The organism is Streptococcus sp. SG1 (assembly GCF_030439935.1).
Classification (GTDB): Bacteria; Bacillota; Bacilli; order Lactobacillales; family Streptococcaceae; genus Streptococcus; species Streptococcus gordonii.
The window spans coordinates 142338-159949 of record NZ_JAQFJC010000006.1; the positions used below are offsets into that span (position 1 = coordinate 142338).

The 17612-nt window shown below is 36.6% G+C and carries 22 protein-coding genes; 20 read left to right on the plus strand and 2 right to left on the minus strand.

What is annotated here, in order from left to right; genetic code table 11:
• Nucleotides 1-47 precede the first annotated feature (47 nt).
• The 9 genes from PCY06_RS06700 (at nt 48) to PCY06_RS06740 (ending at nt 5984) form a co-directional block, all read left to right on the plus strand.
• Nucleotides 48-1079, plus strand: coding sequence for a polymorphic toxin type 15 domain-containing protein (locus tag PCY06_RS06700; RefSeq protein WP_225791199.1), 1032 nt, complete (start codon nt 48-50; stop codon nt 1077-1079).
• Between the two features lie 11 nt (nt 1080-1090).
• A complete protein-coding gene (locus tag PCY06_RS06705) occupies nt 1091-1630 on the plus strand; it encodes a T6SS immunity protein Tdi1 domain-containing protein (RefSeq protein WP_048779254.1) in 540 nt (179 codons plus the stop codon).
• 51 nt (nt 1631-1681) lie between these two features.
• A complete protein-coding gene (locus PCY06_RS06710; RefSeq protein WP_048779257.1) occupies nt 1682-2248 on the plus strand; it encodes an SMI1/KNR4 family protein in 567 nt (188 codons plus the stop codon).
• A 104-nt stretch (nt 2249-2352) separates the two neighbouring features.
• Nucleotides 2353-3141: a hypothetical protein gene (locus PCY06_RS06715; RefSeq protein WP_225791198.1), complete on the plus strand. Its 789-nt coding sequence runs from the start codon at nt 2353-2355 to the stop codon at nt 3139-3141.
• A 2-nt stretch (nt 3142-3143) separates the two neighbouring features.
• Entirely contained in the window at nt 3144-3548 is a 405-nt protein-coding gene (locus PCY06_RS06720) for a hypothetical protein (protein ID WP_048777694.1), read from the plus strand.
• A 391-nt stretch (nt 3549-3939) separates the two neighbouring features.
• The gene (gene imm47, locus PCY06_RS06725; RefSeq protein ID WP_301389684.1) at nt 3940-4737 is read left to right on the plus strand and encodes an Imm47 family immunity protein; all 798 of its coding nucleotides are present in this window, start codon (nt 3940-3942) and stop codon (nt 4735-4737) included.
• A 120-nt stretch (nt 4738-4857) separates the two neighbouring features.
• Nucleotides 4858-5061: a hypothetical protein gene (locus PCY06_RS06730; RefSeq protein ID WP_225791197.1), complete on the plus strand. Its 204-nt coding sequence runs from the start codon at nt 4858-4860 to the stop codon at nt 5059-5061.
• A 12-nt stretch (nt 5062-5073) separates the two neighbouring features.
• Nucleotides 5074-5406, plus strand: coding sequence for a hypothetical protein (locus PCY06_RS06735; protein ID WP_225791196.1), 333 nt, complete (start codon nt 5074-5076; stop codon nt 5404-5406).
• 329 nt (nt 5407-5735) lie between these two features.
• Nucleotides 5736-5984, plus strand: coding sequence for a hypothetical protein (locus PCY06_RS06740; protein ID WP_082307739.1), 249 nt, complete (start codon nt 5736-5738; stop codon nt 5982-5984).
• Here PCY06_RS06740 and PCY06_RS06745 read toward each other — a convergent pair.
• Together PCY06_RS06745 and lctO are read right to left on the minus strand one after the other, a co-directional pair.
• A complete protein-coding gene (locus PCY06_RS06745) occupies nt 5919-6629 on the minus strand; it encodes an IS30 family transposase (RefSeq protein ID WP_225791195.1) in 711 nt (236 codons plus the stop codon). The genes PCY06_RS06740 and PCY06_RS06745 overlap by 66 nt on opposite strands.
• A gap of 161 nt (nt 6630-6790) precedes the next feature.
• Nucleotides 6791-7927, minus strand: coding sequence for an L-lactate oxidase (gene lctO, locus PCY06_RS06750; RefSeq protein ID WP_082307738.1), 1137 nt, complete (start codon nt 7925-7927; stop codon nt 6791-6793).
• A 970-nt stretch (nt 7928-8897) separates the two neighbouring features.
• Here lctO and PCY06_RS06755 point away from each other — a divergent pair.
• From PCY06_RS06755 to PCY06_RS06805, 11 genes are all read left to right on the plus strand, one after another.
• A complete protein-coding gene (locus tag PCY06_RS06755) occupies nt 8898-9215 on the plus strand; it encodes a hypothetical protein (RefSeq protein WP_082307736.1) in 318 nt (105 codons plus the stop codon).
• Nucleotides 9216-9296: 81 nt separating this feature from the next.
• Nucleotides 9297-9683 (plus strand): Imm48 family immunity protein, encoded by a 387-nt coding sequence (gene imm48, locus PCY06_RS06760; protein ID WP_082307735.1) that lies wholly within the window; start codon nt 9297-9299, stop codon nt 9681-9683.
• Nucleotides 9684-9882: 199 nt separating this feature from the next.
• A complete protein-coding gene (locus PCY06_RS06765; protein ID WP_082307734.1) occupies nt 9883-10428 on the plus strand; it encodes a hypothetical protein in 546 nt (181 codons plus the stop codon).
• A 255-nt stretch (nt 10429-10683) separates the two neighbouring features.
• Nucleotides 10684-11529: a metallophosphoesterase gene (locus PCY06_RS06770; RefSeq protein ID WP_082307733.1), complete on the plus strand. Its 846-nt coding sequence runs from the start codon at nt 10684-10686 to the stop codon at nt 11527-11529.
• 6 nt (nt 11530-11535) lie between these two features.
• Nucleotides 11536-13200 (plus strand): hypothetical protein, encoded by a 1665-nt coding sequence (locus PCY06_RS06775; protein ID WP_082307732.1) that lies wholly within the window; start codon nt 11536-11538, stop codon nt 13198-13200.
• Between the two features lie 114 nt (nt 13201-13314).
• Nucleotides 13315-13920: a nitroreductase family protein gene (locus PCY06_RS06780; protein ID WP_301389687.1), complete on the plus strand. Its 606-nt coding sequence runs from the start codon at nt 13315-13317 to the stop codon at nt 13918-13920.
• A 45-nt stretch (nt 13921-13965) separates the two neighbouring features.
• The gene (gene pepV / locus PCY06_RS06785) at nt 13966-15369 is read left to right on the plus strand and encodes a dipeptidase PepV (RefSeq protein ID WP_061595812.1); all 1404 of its coding nucleotides are present in this window, start codon (nt 13966-13968) and stop codon (nt 15367-15369) included.
• Between the two features lie 52 nt (nt 15370-15421).
• Nucleotides 15422-16006 (plus strand): uracil-DNA glycosylase family protein, encoded by a 585-nt coding sequence (locus PCY06_RS06790; RefSeq protein WP_082307730.1) that lies wholly within the window; start codon nt 15422-15424, stop codon nt 16004-16006.
• Nucleotides 16007-16018: 12 nt separating this feature from the next.
• Nucleotides 16019-16507 (plus strand): prolyl-tRNA synthetase associated domain-containing protein, encoded by a 489-nt coding sequence (locus PCY06_RS06795; protein WP_008808943.1) that lies wholly within the window; start codon nt 16019-16021, stop codon nt 16505-16507.
• A 52-nt stretch (nt 16508-16559) separates the two neighbouring features.
• On the plus strand, nt 16560-16883 hold the full coding sequence (locus PCY06_RS06800) for a TfoX/Sxy family protein (protein ID WP_008808942.1): 324 nt from the start codon (nt 16560-16562) through the stop codon (nt 16881-16883).
• A gap of 161 nt (nt 16884-17044) precedes the next feature.
• The gene (locus PCY06_RS06805) at nt 17045-17494 is read left to right on the plus strand and encodes a MarR family transcriptional regulator (protein WP_082307729.1); all 450 of its coding nucleotides are present in this window, start codon (nt 17045-17047) and stop codon (nt 17492-17494) included.
• Nucleotides 17495-17612 lie beyond the last annotated feature (118 nt).

Below are 17612 nucleotides of genomic sequence, written 5' to 3' on the forward strand. Positions count from 1 at the left end.
TTTTTGCTATACTAGATTTATACTTCTAATACTTTACTACCAGTCAAATGATTGGTCGTACTATTGGTCATCTCGGTAGTAAATACAAGGCCTACCGAGCAAACCAAACAGGCAATGTCGACCTCCACAGTGGTGAAGCAACCAGCTTCAAAACCAACCTTAAAGAACAAGCCAACACAGCCTGGACGGACATCAAGACCAAGGCAGGTGATGTCAAGGTTCAAGTGGGAGAAGGTTTTGATAACTTCAAGAACCGTGTTTCGAATGTGAAGAATCAAGCCATCTCAGCTAGTACAGAGGGGCTTTCAAACAAAGTACGGAACTTTAGCGATGCCATTGAAACTGGCCGACAAAGTATTCACAACACGCTTGACTCCCTTGGGAATAAGAATCGACTTTCTTTTGTGACTGTAGATGACGTCCCAGTCGATCTACCAAAATCAAAAGTCTCAACCAAGATGGATGACCTAGCAGATCGTATCCAACAAATCTCAGCCGAACACAAACAAAAGATTGAAGCGTTTGAAGGCAGAGGTGGGGGAAGAACTAGTAATAAAACTCCAAAAATTCAACATATAGATGACATTCCACGCATTGAAGAGATACAAGTTGAATTTAATCGCAATCCAAAACATCCTGAAGAAGAATTCTCACGTCAATTAGCAGATCAACAAAATGGAATGAACGAGTTGACTGTTCAGGAATATCTTGATAATCGTGAAAGATATATCGCTGAAGGTCGTGCTTTAGAAGGAAATGCTGCTCAACGAGTCGCAAGGGAGAATGCTTTCTCAGATAAGTATAACGAGTTTATTGAGAGTGGTTTATCTCGTTCAGAAGCAAAACTGAAGGCGCAAGAATGGCTAGATACCCAAGCTGCTCTTCACAATCCTGACCAGATAGCTGGAGGATATCCAGATAAGATTGGTGGCATGGGCGATACAGGTGTCAACTCATCTATTGGAATTCAATGGAGATATCGTATTGATTATGTTGATGAGCAGATTCGGGCAATGGCTAAAACAATGTCTCCAGAACAACTACAGAGTACATATTTAAATGTAAGGCTTACTTATTGAAAGGAGTATCGATGATTTCAGATTTTTTAAAAGTTGCAGACATGCCAAAAGAGGTGATTGAAAATTATAAGGATAAAGTCCCTGTTGAATTGGTTGTGATTTGGGAAAACCAAGGTTTGGGTACCTTTTTAAATGGTTATCTAAAAGTTATAAATCCAGATGACTATATTGAGTTAATTAAAGATTCATATTTTAGGGGTAATGTTGCTATTCCAATATTTGCGACGGCTTTTGGAGATATGATTGTATGTGAAGAAGGAAAATATTTAAGGATGGTAAAATACAAAGATGGAGTATTTATGACTATTTTTGAGAACCTCCCTTTGTTTCTACAATTTGTTAATGAACCCGATTTTGCAGATGATTATTTTGAATTGCCACTCTACAATGAAGCGATTGAACAATATGGTCTGTTAGATTACGATCAGTGTTTTGGCTTTGTACCCTTGTTAGCATTAGGTGGATTCAAAGATGTGGATCATCTAGATAAGGTTAAGATGTATGAGCATATCTTGTTAATTACTACGTTGGTTGGCAGGATTGGAATGTAGAATATTAGTTTAAGATATGGTGATAAGCTGAACTGAGAACAAGGAAATGCTATGTTAAGAATTTTCCCATTTAAAACGGATGGAGTACTAGATGAAGTAGAAAAATTGGAGAAACATTATTCTATTTCATTACCTGAAAAATATAAAGAGTTTTTATTAAAGTATAATGGAGGAGATACAATTGATGCTACCTTTAGAATTGATAAAGTAAGTTCAGATATCCATTCGTTTTACGGTTTTTCTTTGGCTAAGTATTATAGTAATTTTAACTACTTAATTGAGAAAGGCTTCTTAGAAGATTTTATTGATAACTATTATTTGCCAATTGCTAAGGATAGTTTTGGTAATAGTATTTTAATTGGTATTGATGCTAGAAATTATAATAAAATAGCTTTTTATGATCATGAAAAACAAAAATATATTTCTTTTAATATTGATTTTATTGAGTTTTTAAAGAAGATAAAAAGTCCCGTTGTTTATATTCCATCAATTGAAGAACGTATTAAAGAAATGGAAGAAATCGGAAGTACCATTGTAGTTGATGATGAGTTGAAAGCATTGTGGCAGGAAGAAATCGATGAATTCGCAGGTCGTGAGCAAGTCATTGTTAAACTGTAGTCTTATAATTTAAAATGTGATATCCAAGTGTTATCACATTTTATATATTCTCAAAAGATTTTGTTATACTAGATTTATACTTCTAATACTTTACTACCAGTCAAATGATTGGTCGTACTATTGGTCATCTTGGTAGTAAATACAAGGCCTACCGAGCAAGTCAAACAGGCAATGTCGATATCCACAGTGGTGAAGCGACCAGCTTCAAGGCCAACATCAAAGAACGAGCCAACACAGCCTGGACGGACATCAAGACCAAGGCAGGTGATGTCAAGGTTCAAGCAGGAGAAGGTTTTGATCACTTCAAGAACCGTGTCTCAAATGTGAAGAATCAAGCCATCTCAGCTAGTACAGAGGGACTTTCAAACAAAGTACGGAACTTTAGCGATGCCATTGAAACTGACCGCCAAAATATTCACAACACGCTTGACTCCCTTGGGAATAAGAATCGACTTGCTTTTTTTACTGTAGATGACGTCCCAGTCGATCTACCAAAATTAAAAGTCTCAACCAAGATGGATGACCTAGCAGATCGTATCCAACAAATCTCAATCGATCACAAACAAAAGATTGAAGCGTTTGAAGGAAGAGGTGGGGGAAGATTGATCCCTACTCCAGTTAATAATATGCAAGAATTTTTTGAGACGGATTTTGGTGAACAGTTAAAAAGTTCGGTGAGAAAGACCAAGAGACAATATGATGGACAAACCATATATGAAGTGGTAGATAAGAGTATTCCTGGTCTTAAAAAAGGTGATCAGTTATACTTAGATGGTAGTCATAAAGACCATATTGAGGTATTTGATAAGAGAGGGAAATTTAAACAAGTAATTAATTTAGATGGATCGGTTAATGATGTGAAAACAAAGAATGCATTGGGAAGGAACATTTGAAAATGAAAGAAATATTGGAAAGATTGTATCAGGTTTGTTCGTCATTAAATGATAAATTTAATGGAGAATTCCTTAATCAGGAGGACTTAGATGATTTTATCGAAGATATTCAATCAGATTGGGATTCAAGTGTTGACCAATTAAAGACTGGTCTTGAGCTTTTAGAAAGTCAAATACATTCTATTGAATCTTCAGAAAATAAGTCTTATACGAATGGAATTCTCGAGACTGTTTGGGGACTTAGAAGACTGGAAGTCTTACTGGATGATGCAGATAAATTGTTAACAAACCTCAATAAAAAATTCTTGCTTAAAAGTGGTGAAATCACTCAAGAAGAATACCTAGATGATGGCCACTTGAATGTTGAAGTTGTAGATGATGAGGATGATGACACAGCGGAGATCTAGTTTACTATACAAGTCTAATTTAAATATAGTCTAAACCATTCATATTCATGTGGATGGTTTTAGCGTTTTATGGGTGTTTTTTGTTATACTAGATTTATCCCTTTAATACACTATATTCAGTCAATGATTGGTCGTACCATTGAGTGAAATATTTCCTAAACTTAGAATTGAAGTAAGCTCTGAAGTGGTTGAAGGTATTAAAGTAAATTGACGCTTACAATTTGTAGTTGAGAATGGTCTGTATGTCATAGATTATAAAGAAAATAGAAATGGAATTAAGCCTTAATCTTTTACATTTTATGCAAAAACTGACGGATCCTCTAGAAAGGTATATAAAATAAAGTTTTAAGATGGCAAAAAAATGAAGGGTTAAGATAAGATGGGTAATGGTATGGAAAATAATTTATTACTGACTGGAGTAGATTTTGGTGAAGTTAGTCCGTTGTCTCTTGAAGAGTTGAAAACTAATTTAGAGTCTATTACTGATGAAAAAGAGTGTATTTTACTCTTTGCAGAGATTTTAAAAAAGGGAGATTTTTCAGTTAAATCATTGTTGATTGAACTAATGAATCAAACTAAAGATGAATCTGTCTTGAATTTGTGTATTCGGCTTTTTTGCTCTATTTGTAACAATGAAGAGTTAAGGGATGTTTCTAACTTTAGATTTTTATCCGATACGTCGGAATTTGCAATTTTTACATTTGTTACGGGTGCTGTGGACACGATGTCCTATGAAGTGGTTCCTTATTTGCTTGCACTTTGGGACGAGTGGGAAGATAGCGATTCAGACATTGAATATGCGATCAAAGATGCATTAGATTATTATTTTTATGATCAGAAATTGTTGACGGATGAATCGACTAAGGAAGAGGTTGAAGAATTATGGACTCTGGTACATGATTGTAGAGAGCCAGATACCTATTATTACAAGGGCAATCCTGTATTTCCAGGAATGTTTGCTAAGGAAATCATGGCCTCATTGTATGCAGGTATTCAAGTTGAAGGTAAATTTCATAAATACCTTCAATCCGCTCTTCTTTCTACATATACTGGTAAAAGAGTTCCAGTCAAAGTCAATGAAACGATTTCAAAAAAAGATATCTATTCTATGGTAGACTACATTGAAGATGTATCCAAGCGAGAGTGGATGGAAGGAAGAAAATATTTTTATGGTTTTGAAGTCAAATGATTGTTCATATCCTAAGGAATCACGATTACTAAGAATTAGATACACCATCTTCAGGTGTAGTTGAAATATTTAATTCTTGGGATGACATACTTGAAAGTTTTCTTTCGGATTCTCTTGGTTATGTTTAATGCTAAACGAGCAAAATTTGATGGAAAAACACTCCAAGGTCATCACACCTATAGTGCTTCTCAATATCCACACTTAGCAAATAGACCTGAGGTTATTTTCCCAGTTACTTTCAATGAACATTTTTACGGATGGCATGGAGGAAATTGGAAGATGAGTTTACCAGGTGAACGAATTAATATAATGGAAGATTTTTAAAAGGAAGTAATTATGTCAGTAATCTATTCAAAAGTTAAAATGTCAGATAATATTTTTGAAGCCTGTAAATTGATAAGAAACTTTGTTGGTTTATCAATTGGTGAAATAAAAAATAAGATCCAAAAGGGAGAAGTTTTATTAGAATGTGATTATCTTGATTTAGAGGAATTAATAAAAATGAAGGACCTCTTAGGTAGCCTTAAAGCATTAAGTGCTCAAATATATTTATATAAAAACAATCACGAAGTAAATATGGAATTCCTTAGTAATACAATTGAGTCATACAAAGGAATTGCTAAGGACAGAGAAAAGATAGATGAACTTATGTTTTCTGATGAGGAATAAATAACTCCTAATTTGAAACAAATTTATCATCTCTAAAACGTAAAATAAGTTCTAATAGGATGAACTATTCAAATAATTTTGGATGGTTTTCACGTCTTCGGAGATTTTTTGTTATACTAGATTTATTAACTATTGTCTTTTTAAGCTACTTTCTTGTAGGAAGCATTCCTGTCGATTTACCTATAGTGTTTCACAATATCCACACTTAGCAAATCGACCAGAAGTAATTCTCCCAGTTACCTTCAATGAGTATTTTTAGGGTTGGCATGGAAGATGAGTTTACCTGGTGAACGAATAAATACAATTGAAGATTTTTAAAAGGAGAAATTATGCATAAATTTATCGCTAAAATAAAATCGGATTGTAATGAGATAAAAATCGTGAAAATTATACGAGATTTTAGTCATGAACCAATTGGAATAATTAAAGAAAAAATGGAATTGGGTTGGAGAGTTCAATTATTTCTTGATGACGAAATTGTATCTATGCAGTTTTTAAGTAATGTAATAGAATCACAGGAAGATACAAAAAATCAAATTGAGCAATATGACTCTTATATGTTTGATGAAGAAGATTGAAATTTGCAAAATGAAACAGATCCATTGATTGATGGAGGCCTCAATATCACTTGCTTTCCGTCCATTGGTTTTCGGTGTGATAATAGATTTTGAGAGGCGTTCTACTAAGGTAATGACTGCACTTTTGTGTTTTTCTCCGACAATTGTATCCCCTTCTAGATGACCGAATTCCGTCTTAAAATTAGGATAACTGTCTGCTCTCTCACGTAAATCTCTGCGCAACGCTTGTTTTCCTCGTTTTTCGCTATGACCATTTGGTTTTCTCTTGCCTTTCCAAGGGAGATCCTCTTTCTTTAGAATACCACGGTCTACTAGTCGATAGAGAGTTCTCATAGAACAAGAAACCCTATCTGGATAAGTTCCTTTAATGACATCAAGGCTCCCATTTTGTTCTAAATGAGTTTGGATAAAATCTTTTTCTGATTGCGTAAGACTAGTTTTATTCCTGCCACAGCGTTTCTTATTGATTTTATATCGTTCATAGTAATCATAAGCAGAGTGCCCCTCTCTCAGATAGTTGATGACATTGTAGATTGTCTGTTTTGATCTGCCAAGTGAAGTCACAATATCTGAAACTTTTATGTTTTCTTGATAGTAAGCCTCTATCATTAGAAGCTCGTTTGTAGTAAGATGAGTATAGGTCATTTATGTTAGTTCCTTTCAGACAAATGTGGTGTTTATCTGAAAGGAACTAACATAGATGGCTTTTTCTGTCTAGCTTAATTTTACAAATTGGGATTCTTTATGACAAAAGTGATTAAAACACAAGCAAAAACCTCCACACTTAGTGGAGGCAAGCTACTTTATCAATACAATTTCAAGTCACGAGGATCAACTGGGAAGGTTGGGTTGTATGGGTTGTGACGGAGTTTGAAGTGTTTGACATCCTCAATAGTCTGAGTTCCAGACAATTGCATGACTGTCTTCAATTCCGTATTCAAGTGTTCAAAGACTTGACGCACACCGACACTACCACCGAGAGCCAAACCATAGATGACAGGGCGGCCAATAGCCACTAGATCCGCACCTGATGCCAAGGCTTTAAAGACGTGCTGACCGCGACGAACACCAGAGTCAAAGACGATTGGCACACGTTTATCAACTGTTTCTGCTACTTCTTGAAGTGAGTCAAAGGCAGCTGGTCCACCGTCGATTTGACGGCCACCGTGGTTGGTTACCCAGATACCAGAAGCACCTGCAGCAAGCGAACGTTCAACGTCCTCACGGCATTGTGGTCCTTTAACGTAAACTGGTAATCCTGAGTATTCAGCGATAAATTCTACATCACGTGGAGATAGGCGTTGTTTAGCTGATTTGTAAACAAAGTCCATTGATTTACCAGCTCCTTCTGGCAGGTATTCTTCAACAATCGGCATGCCAACTGGGAAGACAAAACCATTACGCTTGTCCACCTCGCGATTGCCCCCTACAGTAGCATCTGCCGTCAAGACAATCGCTTTATAACCTTCAGCCTTCACACGGTCCATGATGTGTCGGTTGATACCGTCATCTTTACTAAAGTAAAATTGGAACCAATGAGGTGTCCCTTGAAGGGCTTCCGTAATTTCTGGAAGGTCTACAGTAGAGTAAGAGCTAGTTGTATAGAGGGACCCAAACTCATGCACACCACGCGCAGTCGCCACTTCACCCTGTTCATTTGCTAATTTATGAGCCGCAACAGGCGCCATAATGATTGGTGAAGACAATTTTTCACCAGCAAATTCAATCTCTGTACTTGGATTTTCAACATCACAAAGAGTATGCGGAACGATGAGTTTGTGGTTAAAGGCGCGAATATTCTCACGTAAAGTAAAAGTATCTTCCGCCCCACTAGCGATATAGCCAAATGCCGCTTTAGGAATAACTTGTTGCGCCATTGGCTCCAAATCATAGGTATTGATGAAATCTACATGACCTTCTGCATTGCTTGTTTTGTATGACATAAAATGCCCTCCCTGATAAGTAAGCGTTTACTTTGTATATTACAAAGGTATCTTAACTCTTTTTTCAAAACTTTTCAAATATTTTGTTTGGAAATTTCAGAAATTCTAGGACTATGATAAAAAATCCCTATAACAGCAATAAAAAATACATAGCTTGGACGCTCGAAAATATTGGATAAAATCTTTTTCTGATTGCGTAAGACTGGTTTTATTCCTGCCACAGAGTTTCTTATTGATTTTATATCGGTTATAGTAATCATAAGCAGAGTGCCCCTCTTTCAGATAGTTGATGACATTGTAGATTGTCTGTTTTGATCTGCCAAGTGAAGTCACAATATCTGAAACTTTTATGTTTTCTTGATAGTAAACCTCTATCATTACAAGCTCGTTTGTGGTAAGATGAGTATAGGTCATTTATGTTAGTTCCTTTCAGACAAATGTGGTGTTTATCTGAGCCTAACATAGATGGCTTTTTCTGTCTAGCTTAATTTTACAAATTGGGAATTAAAAAATTTCAATTGGCCATAAGGCTAGTTCGTTATAAAAATGTGATAGCCTAGTGTTGTCACATTTTTTATATTCTCAAAAGCTTTTGTTATACTAGACTTATTCCTCTAATTAACTACCTAGTCGTACCATTGGTCATCACTTTGAAGGAAGAGTTGGGGGAAGAACGATTCCTACACCTGTAAATAATATGCAAGAATTATTTGAAACTGATTTTGGTCAACAGTTGAAAAAATCGGTTAGAAAGACGAAGAGATACTATGATGGACAAGCTATTTATGAGGTGGTAGATAAGAGCATTTCTGGACTTAAAAAAGGTGATCAGATCTACTTGGATGGTATGCATAAAGACCATTTGGAAGTATTTAGTAGAAACGGAAAGATTAGTCAAGTTATTAATTTAAGATGGTTCAATTAATTTAAGAAAAACTGAAGAAGGAATTAGACAAGGAAGAAGAATAAAATGACAATTGAGAAAGAATTGAATAAGGTCTTAGAAAATATTTCATTGATTCAAACAAGTCAATCCGAGTTGAAGTTTCCAGTAGACGATCTAGGTGACTTTTCAGACTATTTATCAGACTACATTCCAAATCATGTAGATTGGCTAAAAAAAGGAAATGAAAAGTTAGCCAATTCTATAAAACAAGATAAGAAGATAGATAGAGAGGCAATTTCACAGTTAATAGTGGGTGTACGCAATCTCGCTTTGGACTTTGAAGAATTATGTGATATACTATTTAGACTTTCTGACGAAATAGATAGGGAAAGTTTAAATTAAACTATTTTTCTTTGATGAAATGTAGTTAATCAAATTTTTTCAGAAAAAACATTAGTTTAGTAATATAAAACATCCATTATTATGAACGATACTATTACAAACGAGACTATTGAAATGGTCGATAAATTTTTAAGTTTAGTTACGATCGATTTGGATGAGGATCTTGACAGACAGTTAGCAGCAGCCTATATTTTCGGGATGTTAAACGGGAAGGCACAAAAGGATTCTATTTCACCAGAAAATGTCCAAGCCTTGATGATTCGAATTGGTATTGAGAAACTTCAATATGCTCCCGAGGTAGCCTTTGAAATGACACAGTTTGTCATTAATGCGACGGATAAAGAATTTCACCCGACGGTTAACGCTATTATCCATAGAGGCATAGAAGGCTACTTTCTATATGTAAACAATCAATATGATGCTCTTTCAGAGGATTTTCAAGATATTGTTCAAGTAGTGAAAAGCTAGGTATTACAACAGAGTAAGTCTGATTTTATAGCCGGACTTATTTACTTAATTTTCAAATCATTGTTAGTCACATAGTGAGAAAAATTCAAGCAATGTGAAGTAACCATTAGAATGCTTAGAATATTTGATGGCGAAATAATTTGACAATAAAATAATTTTATAATATAATATTCCTATTCTTTATTAATAGGAGACACTAATGAAAAAAATTGTTACAGCTAGTGTAGCGCTTTTGTCGGTTATAACTTTAGCAGCATGTTCTGGAAAATCAGCTTCAGAATCTTCTGATAAAGCTTTAAGTTCTGTAGAAAAAACTTCTACTTCAAAGAGTTCATCAAGTAGCTCTGAAACTTCATCAAAAACAGCTAGTTCAGATCTAAAAACTCCAGAAATTGTTCTTTTGACAGATGAAGAAATTGACAATGCTAAAACAATTGGCGATATGAAAGCTCTTTTTGGTAAGTTGATTGACAACTATAAGAAATACATTACTGAAATCGGTAATAAAGTTCCAGAAGCTGGAAAAGAAGCATACAATCAACAAGTAGAACCAGCAATTGAGTCTATGGAAACTTCAAGAGAAACATTTAACAAAACGCTTTCAGCCGCTGGTCCGGATGATACAGTAGTTCCAGAACAAAATCGTAACCTGTTTCTTCAACAGTTGAAAACAGGACGTGATGCTATGAAGCAGGCTATTGAAGGTGCTTATAAATCTCTTGCTCCGCTTATTTCTGGACAATAATATCTCAACAAAGTAGGTGATTGTCACCTGCTTTTTTCGTATTCAAAATTAATAGTTTTGAAGTATAGCGAGTGACACATAAGAAGTAGATGAACTGTGATTGCTGGTGAGGAGTAAAAATCATAAACTCTACCGTTTCTAAAATGATTAATAAGTCCTAATAAGATAAACCATCCGGAGGATGGTTTTCACGTTTTTAGTCAGTTTTTGATATACTAGATTCAAACTAAACAGTCATTTACTTAAGGAGCAAGCATGAAACAAAGAATTGCCATTTTATCTGATATACACGGAAATACGACTGCCTTAGAAGCAGTCCTAAATGATGCTAAAGAGCTAAGAGCGACCGAATACTGGCTTCTGGGTGATCTTTTTCTTCCTGGACCTGGTGGAAATGATTTGATGGATCGTTTGGAAGGTTTACCAATCACTGTGGCAGTCAGGGGAAATTGGGATGACTGTGTTTTAGAAGCTTTAGATGGTGTCTATGGCTTGGAAGATCCTCAAGAAATACAACTTTTGCGCCTAACTCAGTATTTGATGGAACGACTTGATACTCGGCATATTGACTGGTTGAGAAGTTTGCCACTTCTTGACAAGATTGAAGTGGATGGTTTGCGTTTTTCTCTTAGTCATAACTTACCTGATAAAAACTATGGTGGAGCTTTACAGGTGACAAATGAGACTTCAAATTTTGATCATTTGCTGGATGAAGAAACGGATATAGCTGTTTACGGTCATGTTCACAAGCAGTTGCTTCGTTATGGAAGTCAAGGGCAACAAATTATTAATCCAGGTACGATTGGCATGCCCTATTTTGATTGGTCGGCCTTGAAAAATCACAGGGCTCAATATGCAATCATAGAGGTTGAAGATGGGGAATTGGTAAATATTCTATTCCGAAAAGTTTCCTATGATTATGAAGCAGAGTTAGAATTGGCCAAGTCTAAGGACCTTCCTTTTATCGAAATGTATGAAGAACTACGTCGTGAAGATAACTATCCAGGACATAATAAGGAACTTTTAACCTCCTTGATTAAGAAACATGGTTATATGGAGGATGTCAAAGATTTCCTGCAGAAAATAAAAAATGAAAGTTAAAGAGAGATGACCTTAAATTTTGACAAACATAGAGATCATTTGGAACAAGATATTCGAGAAGAACTTCAGAGTATTTATACAGATAAATTCAAAATACTAGACATTAAAGAGAATGTCCTGGGTCCCTATTGTCCGATCTTTTTATTTGAGATAAAGCTTGAGGACTATCAGGATAGATTAGATATTTTAGTTGATGGTAGTGATTTGATACTAAAGTGGGGAGAGGAAAAATACGCGATTCAGTATAAGTATGATCGCGAAAGTATAAAGGAAGGACTGGAAAGAATTAAGCTCTACCTAGATCAACCAGAATTGATTTTTTCTGAGCCTCTGAGTCCTAAAAATGTCCATCTGAAGTCTAAAGGCATTGAAAGAATGATTGCTAATGTCTTTGAGGGGAAAACGAGAACCAACTGCTGGGAAAAATCTGACCAAAAGGATGGGGATTATAAAGCTCTTATTACGACTCTCTTCCCTCACTACCAGGCTTCTTTTACCCTTGAGCTAAGAGAACAATATTTTATCGTGAGAGATATTTTTCCTCTCAAGGCCGGCATAGAAAGTCAAGGTTTGCAGTTGCATCAGCCGATTGATTTAACCTCCTCAAATATGGCTTCTTTCTTGAGTGAATTTAAGAAGTTTATAGAAGATGACTTGGAAAAGTGTGAAGAAAAATTAACTGACTCAATGACCGTCTCTGAGCTCATTTTGACTGTTCCTCTTAAACCTGATACTGCAAGGGCCAAGGTTTTACAAGTACAGAGGATTATTAGCACAAGCTTCACAAAGGAGGTTTCTTTTTTTGAAACGACCAAGATGATGGAGGATGGTAGTCTTTATGAGGTTGATTTTTTTGCAAAATCCAACTTTTATTCGGCAATCTTTTCTATTACTTTGATTGGCAGGCATTTTTATCTTCACGTGACTAGGCCAAATAAAGCAGACTTGAAAGATTATTGGGATTTATTTGGTTATCCCTATGAGTTAACTGAGGAAAATCTTAGAAAAGTGATAAAGGTCGCTGAGACATATTTTGCTAGTCATCTAAAAAAGGATCAAAAACCATCAAGTTCTAATAAGAGTAAATCTCAACTAATCCATCAAATTAAAACCCAAGCAAGAAAAAAGAATAAGGTGCTCGCGAAAGAAAAAGCAGATAAGGAAGTGTATTTAGGACTGAGAAAATTGTGGAAACTGCAGTTTCTGATTTTCTTTATCTTGATGATTTTGGCGTTTGTCATAGAGGTTTATATGGCTGGAGCAGGCTATAAAGCCTTTAAAATGAGAATTCAGTTTAGTCGGGTATCTGTGCATAGTTTTTTGCTTCTCTTTATTACCGTGTATGGCTTTTTGACGCTCTATATCACTGGGCTGAAAATCAATGGATTTTTGAAGCAGTATCCTCGTTGGAAAGGTCTTCCGATAAAGGAAAGTCGTCTTCCTAAAAAGGAGACAGGTTTGACATTCTTGGTGCTTTTTCTTGTTCTTTTTCTAGGCGCCATTGAATTGACCCTTCGCAAACCTGAACCAAAAGTGGAAATACCCAAGATAGATCAAAATTTAAACAAGGTTTTTGAGCAAGAAAGAAGCTCTAGTTACAGTGATTTAATAAAGGGCTTGAGAGATTCAAGTAGCCAGAATGGAGAAAACGAAAGCTCTGCGACAGAATAATCTTATTAAGTAGCAAGGGCTGATAGTTCTATCTAATAGAGAATGAAAAACCTCTGCAAACTCTTACAAAATATGATAAAATGAAGCTAGTATATTAAGAAAAGGAAGAGACCTATGAAATTTCTAGAACTCAATAAAAAGCGCCACGCAACCAAGCATTTCAATGATAAGCCTGTGGATCCAAAGGATGTCCGTACAGCGATTGAAATTGCGACTTTGGCACCTAGTGCCCACAATAGCCAGCCATGGAAATTTGTAGTAGTACGAGAACGCAATCAAGACTTAGCAGAAATTGCTTTTGGCTCTAACCAAGATCAGGTTAAAGAAGCACCAGTAACCATTGCCCTCTATACGGATACTGATTTGACCAAGCGGTCTCGTAAGATTGCACGTGTGGCTGGAGTTAAAAATTTCTCTGATGAGCAGCTTCAATTCTACATGCAGAATCTACCGGCTGAGTTTGCTCGCTATAGCGACCAACAAAAGAGTGATTACTTGGCCCTTAATGCTGGTCTAGTAGCTATGAATCTCGTTCTGGCTTTAACCGACCAAGGTATCGGATCTAACATTATTTTAGGGTTTGATAAATCTAAGATTAATGAAGTCTTGGAGATTGATGAGCGTTTCCGTCCGGAACTCTTGATTACGGTTGGTTATACTGATGACAAATTAGAGCCTAGCTATCGTTTGCCAGTTGACGAAATCATTGAAAAACGTTGATACAGCTGTATTGATTTAAATCGAATTAGAGATTGGGGTAATATAATGACAATTGATTTTAAAGCAGAAGTTGAAAAACGCAGAGAATCTCTCTTGGCCGATCTGTTCAGCCTTTTGGAAATTAACTCAGAGCGGGATGACTCTAAGGCGGATAAGGAACATCCTTTTGGACCTGGACCTGTTCAAGCCCTGCATAAGTTTTTAGAAATCGCTGAGCGCGATGGCTATGAAACCAAGAATGTAGACAATTATGCTGGTCACTTTACTTTTGGCGAGGGTGAAGAAGAACTAGGAATCTTTGCCCACATGGATGTAGTCCCTGCTGGAAGTGGCTGGAATACAGATCCTTACAAACCTGAAATCATTGATGGTAAGCTATATGCGCGTGGTTCATCAGATGATAAAGGGCCAACTATGGCTTGTTACTATGGTTTGAAAATTATCAAAGATTTAGGATTGCCAGTATCTAAGCGCGTTCGCTTTGTGGTGGGGACTGATGAGGAATCCGGTTGGCAAGACATGGACTATTATTTCAAGTATGTTGGTCTGCCTGAACCAGACTTTGGTTTTTCACCAGATGCGGAATTTCCAATTATTAACGGAGAAAAAGGGAATATCACCGAGTACCTCCATTTTGGAAATGACAACACTGGGAATGCTAAACTTCATAGCTTTACAGGTGGCCTCCGTGAAAATATGGTGCCAGAGTCTGCAACAGCAGTTGTATCTGGACAATTACCAGATCTTGCTGGTCTCTTAGATGCCTTTGCCAAGGAACACCAACTTCAGTACGAAATCTCAACTGTTGATGAAGAAACTTATACCATTACGATCATTGGGAAATCTGCCCATGGATCAACTCCTGAAGATGGGATCAATGGTGGGACTTACTTGGCCCTCTTGTTGAACCAATTTGACTTTGGTGGTGATGCCAAGGCTTATCTGCAAGTAGCAGCTCGAGTTTTGCACGAGGACTTTACTGGTGAAAAGTTAGGAATTGCTTATACGGATGCTAAAATGGGTGCTCTTAGCATGAATGCTGGTGTCTTCCATTTTGACAGTTCTAAGGCTGACAATACTATTGCTCTGAACATCCGTTACCCTCAAGGTACTGATCCAAAAACGATTCAAGCTGGTCTTGAAAAAGTCACTGGTGTTGTATCAGTGAGTTTGTCTGAGCACGGACACACTCCGCACTATGTCCCAGCAGATGATGAATTGGTAGCAACTCTTTTGAGTGTTTATGAAAAACAAACAGGTCTCAAGGGACATGAGCAAGTCATTGGTGGTGGAACCTTTGGCCGTCTTTTGAAGCGTGGTGTGGCTTTTGGTGCTATGTTCCCAGACTATGTCAACACTATGCACCAAGCTAACGAATTTACAGATGTTGAAGATCTTTTCCGTGCTGCGGCTATTTATGCGGAAGCTATCTACGAACTAATCAAATAATCTACTACTCGGCCAGTTTTTCTGGCTGAGTTTTTCCATAGAAGGAGTTCTTATGTCAAAGATTGAAACTATTAAACAAGCCATTATGGCAGATCCTCAAAATAAAGAATATACGGATAAAGGAATCGAACCGCTCTTTGCAGCGCCAAAGACTGCCCGTATCAATATCATCGGACAAGCTCCTGGGATGAAGACAGAAGCTGCTGGTATTTACTGGAAGGATAAAAGTGGTGATCGTCTGCGGGAGTGGTTAGGAGTTGACGAAGATACTTTTTACAATTCTGGTTTGTTTGCAGTGATTCCCATGGATTTTTATTTCCCAGGTCATGGAAAGTCTGGGGACTTACCACCTCGTAAGGACTTTGCAGATAAATGGCATCAACCTATTTTAGATCTTTTGCCAGATATTGAGCTGACTATTTTGATTGGTCAGTATGCACAGAAATACTATCTGCATCAAAAAGGAAATATCAAGTTGACTGAGACGGTCCAACGTTATAAAGACTATTTGCCTGACTTTTTTCCTTTAGTTCATCCATCGCCCCGCAACCAAATCTGGATGGCTAAAAATCCTTGGTTTGAGGCTGAAGTAGTGCCAAAATTGCAAGCATTAGTACAAAAGATTATTCATCAATAAAGGGGAAAAACTATGGATGCATATCAACAAGTGGCTAACAAGTTGCAAGAGTTGGGGATCACTTTTGATGTGGTGGAGCACCCACCTGCATTTACGACAGAGCAGGCGGATAGCTATATTGAAGGCATGGAAGGCGTTCGGACTAAGACCATGTTTTTGACCAACAAGAAGAAAACCCAGTATTATCTTCTGATTATGGATGACAAGAAAAATCTGGATATGGACCTATTTAAAGAGCTAGTTTCAGCCAACCGTATTCGCATGGCTTCAGCGGATTCCCTCTATGAAAAAATGCAGTTGTCACCAGGAACGGTATCACCTTTTGGCCTGCTTAACAATGAGGAGAAGGACATTCAAGTTTATTTTGATAAGGACATTGTATCAGAGGATATCATGACTTTCCATCCCAATACCAATGAAAAGACCATCTTTGTCTCTACAATAGATTTGTTTAAGTTCCTGCAAGATTTGGGATATTCTTATGAAATCTTAGAGCTTTAGTCAGCTTTTTCTGAGATTGCGGACTATTTAAAACAGAAGAGGAGGGCAGAAGATGGCCTCAAGCAAAGAATATTTGTTCTTCATTTTGGAGCAGTTATCTGATTTAGATGAGATCAGCTATCGGGCTATGATGGGGGAGTATATTATTTATTACAAAGGGAAAATAGTCGGTGGCATCTATGATGATCAGCTCTTGATCAAACCAGTCAAAGCGGCTCAGAAATATATGTCTGAAGCTGTGTTGGTGTCTCCTTACCCAGGTGCTAAAGAAATGCTACTGGTAGACAATTTGGACAGTAAAGACTACCTAACCACCTTATTTAAAGCTATGTTTGATGAGCTTCCCGCCCCAAAAGCTAAAAGAAAAAATAAGTAGTAATAAACCAGTTTCTGATCAAACTAGTTTTTTGTCATAATGAAATGCTTCTTAACAGGATTGTAAGTGTTTTACAGTGGAAACTAAATCTGTGACAGCTATTATTCTATTTAATATAATTAGAAAATACTTATATATATTAATATTATAAAGGAAGCGAAATGACCAAAAAGCTTAACTGTGACTTTTATATCGGGAAGATCCACAGATTATCCAACCGACTGATGAATCGAATATTACTAGACCAAGAGATTCAGGATTTTAATGGTGAACAAGGACCGATTCTTCATGCTTTGTGGCAGCAAGATCAACTGAGCCAAACGCAACTAGCAAACAAGACAGGGCTTACACTAAACACTCTAACTAAGATGTTGGAGCTGATGATGGAGATGAATCTGGTTGAACGCTGTCCCCATGAAAAGGATAAGTGCAGGAAAGTCATTTGTTTGACAGATCATGCTAAGAGTCTGAAAGATGATTATGATCGAATTTCTAAGGAAATGACAGAAATCATATATCAAGATTTTTTACCAGAAGAAGCAAAAGATTTTGAAAGTTGTCTAGAAAAAATTCTGCTGAATTTGGAGCGAGTTGAAAAAGAAGAAGTATGAGTGAGACCATAGTACTATCTGGAATTTAAAAGAAGTCTTAGTATAGTGGTGATGGATTCAAATATAAAATGCCTTCCAGTGCCTCTTATAGCTTTTGGTTTCCACCATAAGCATTGTC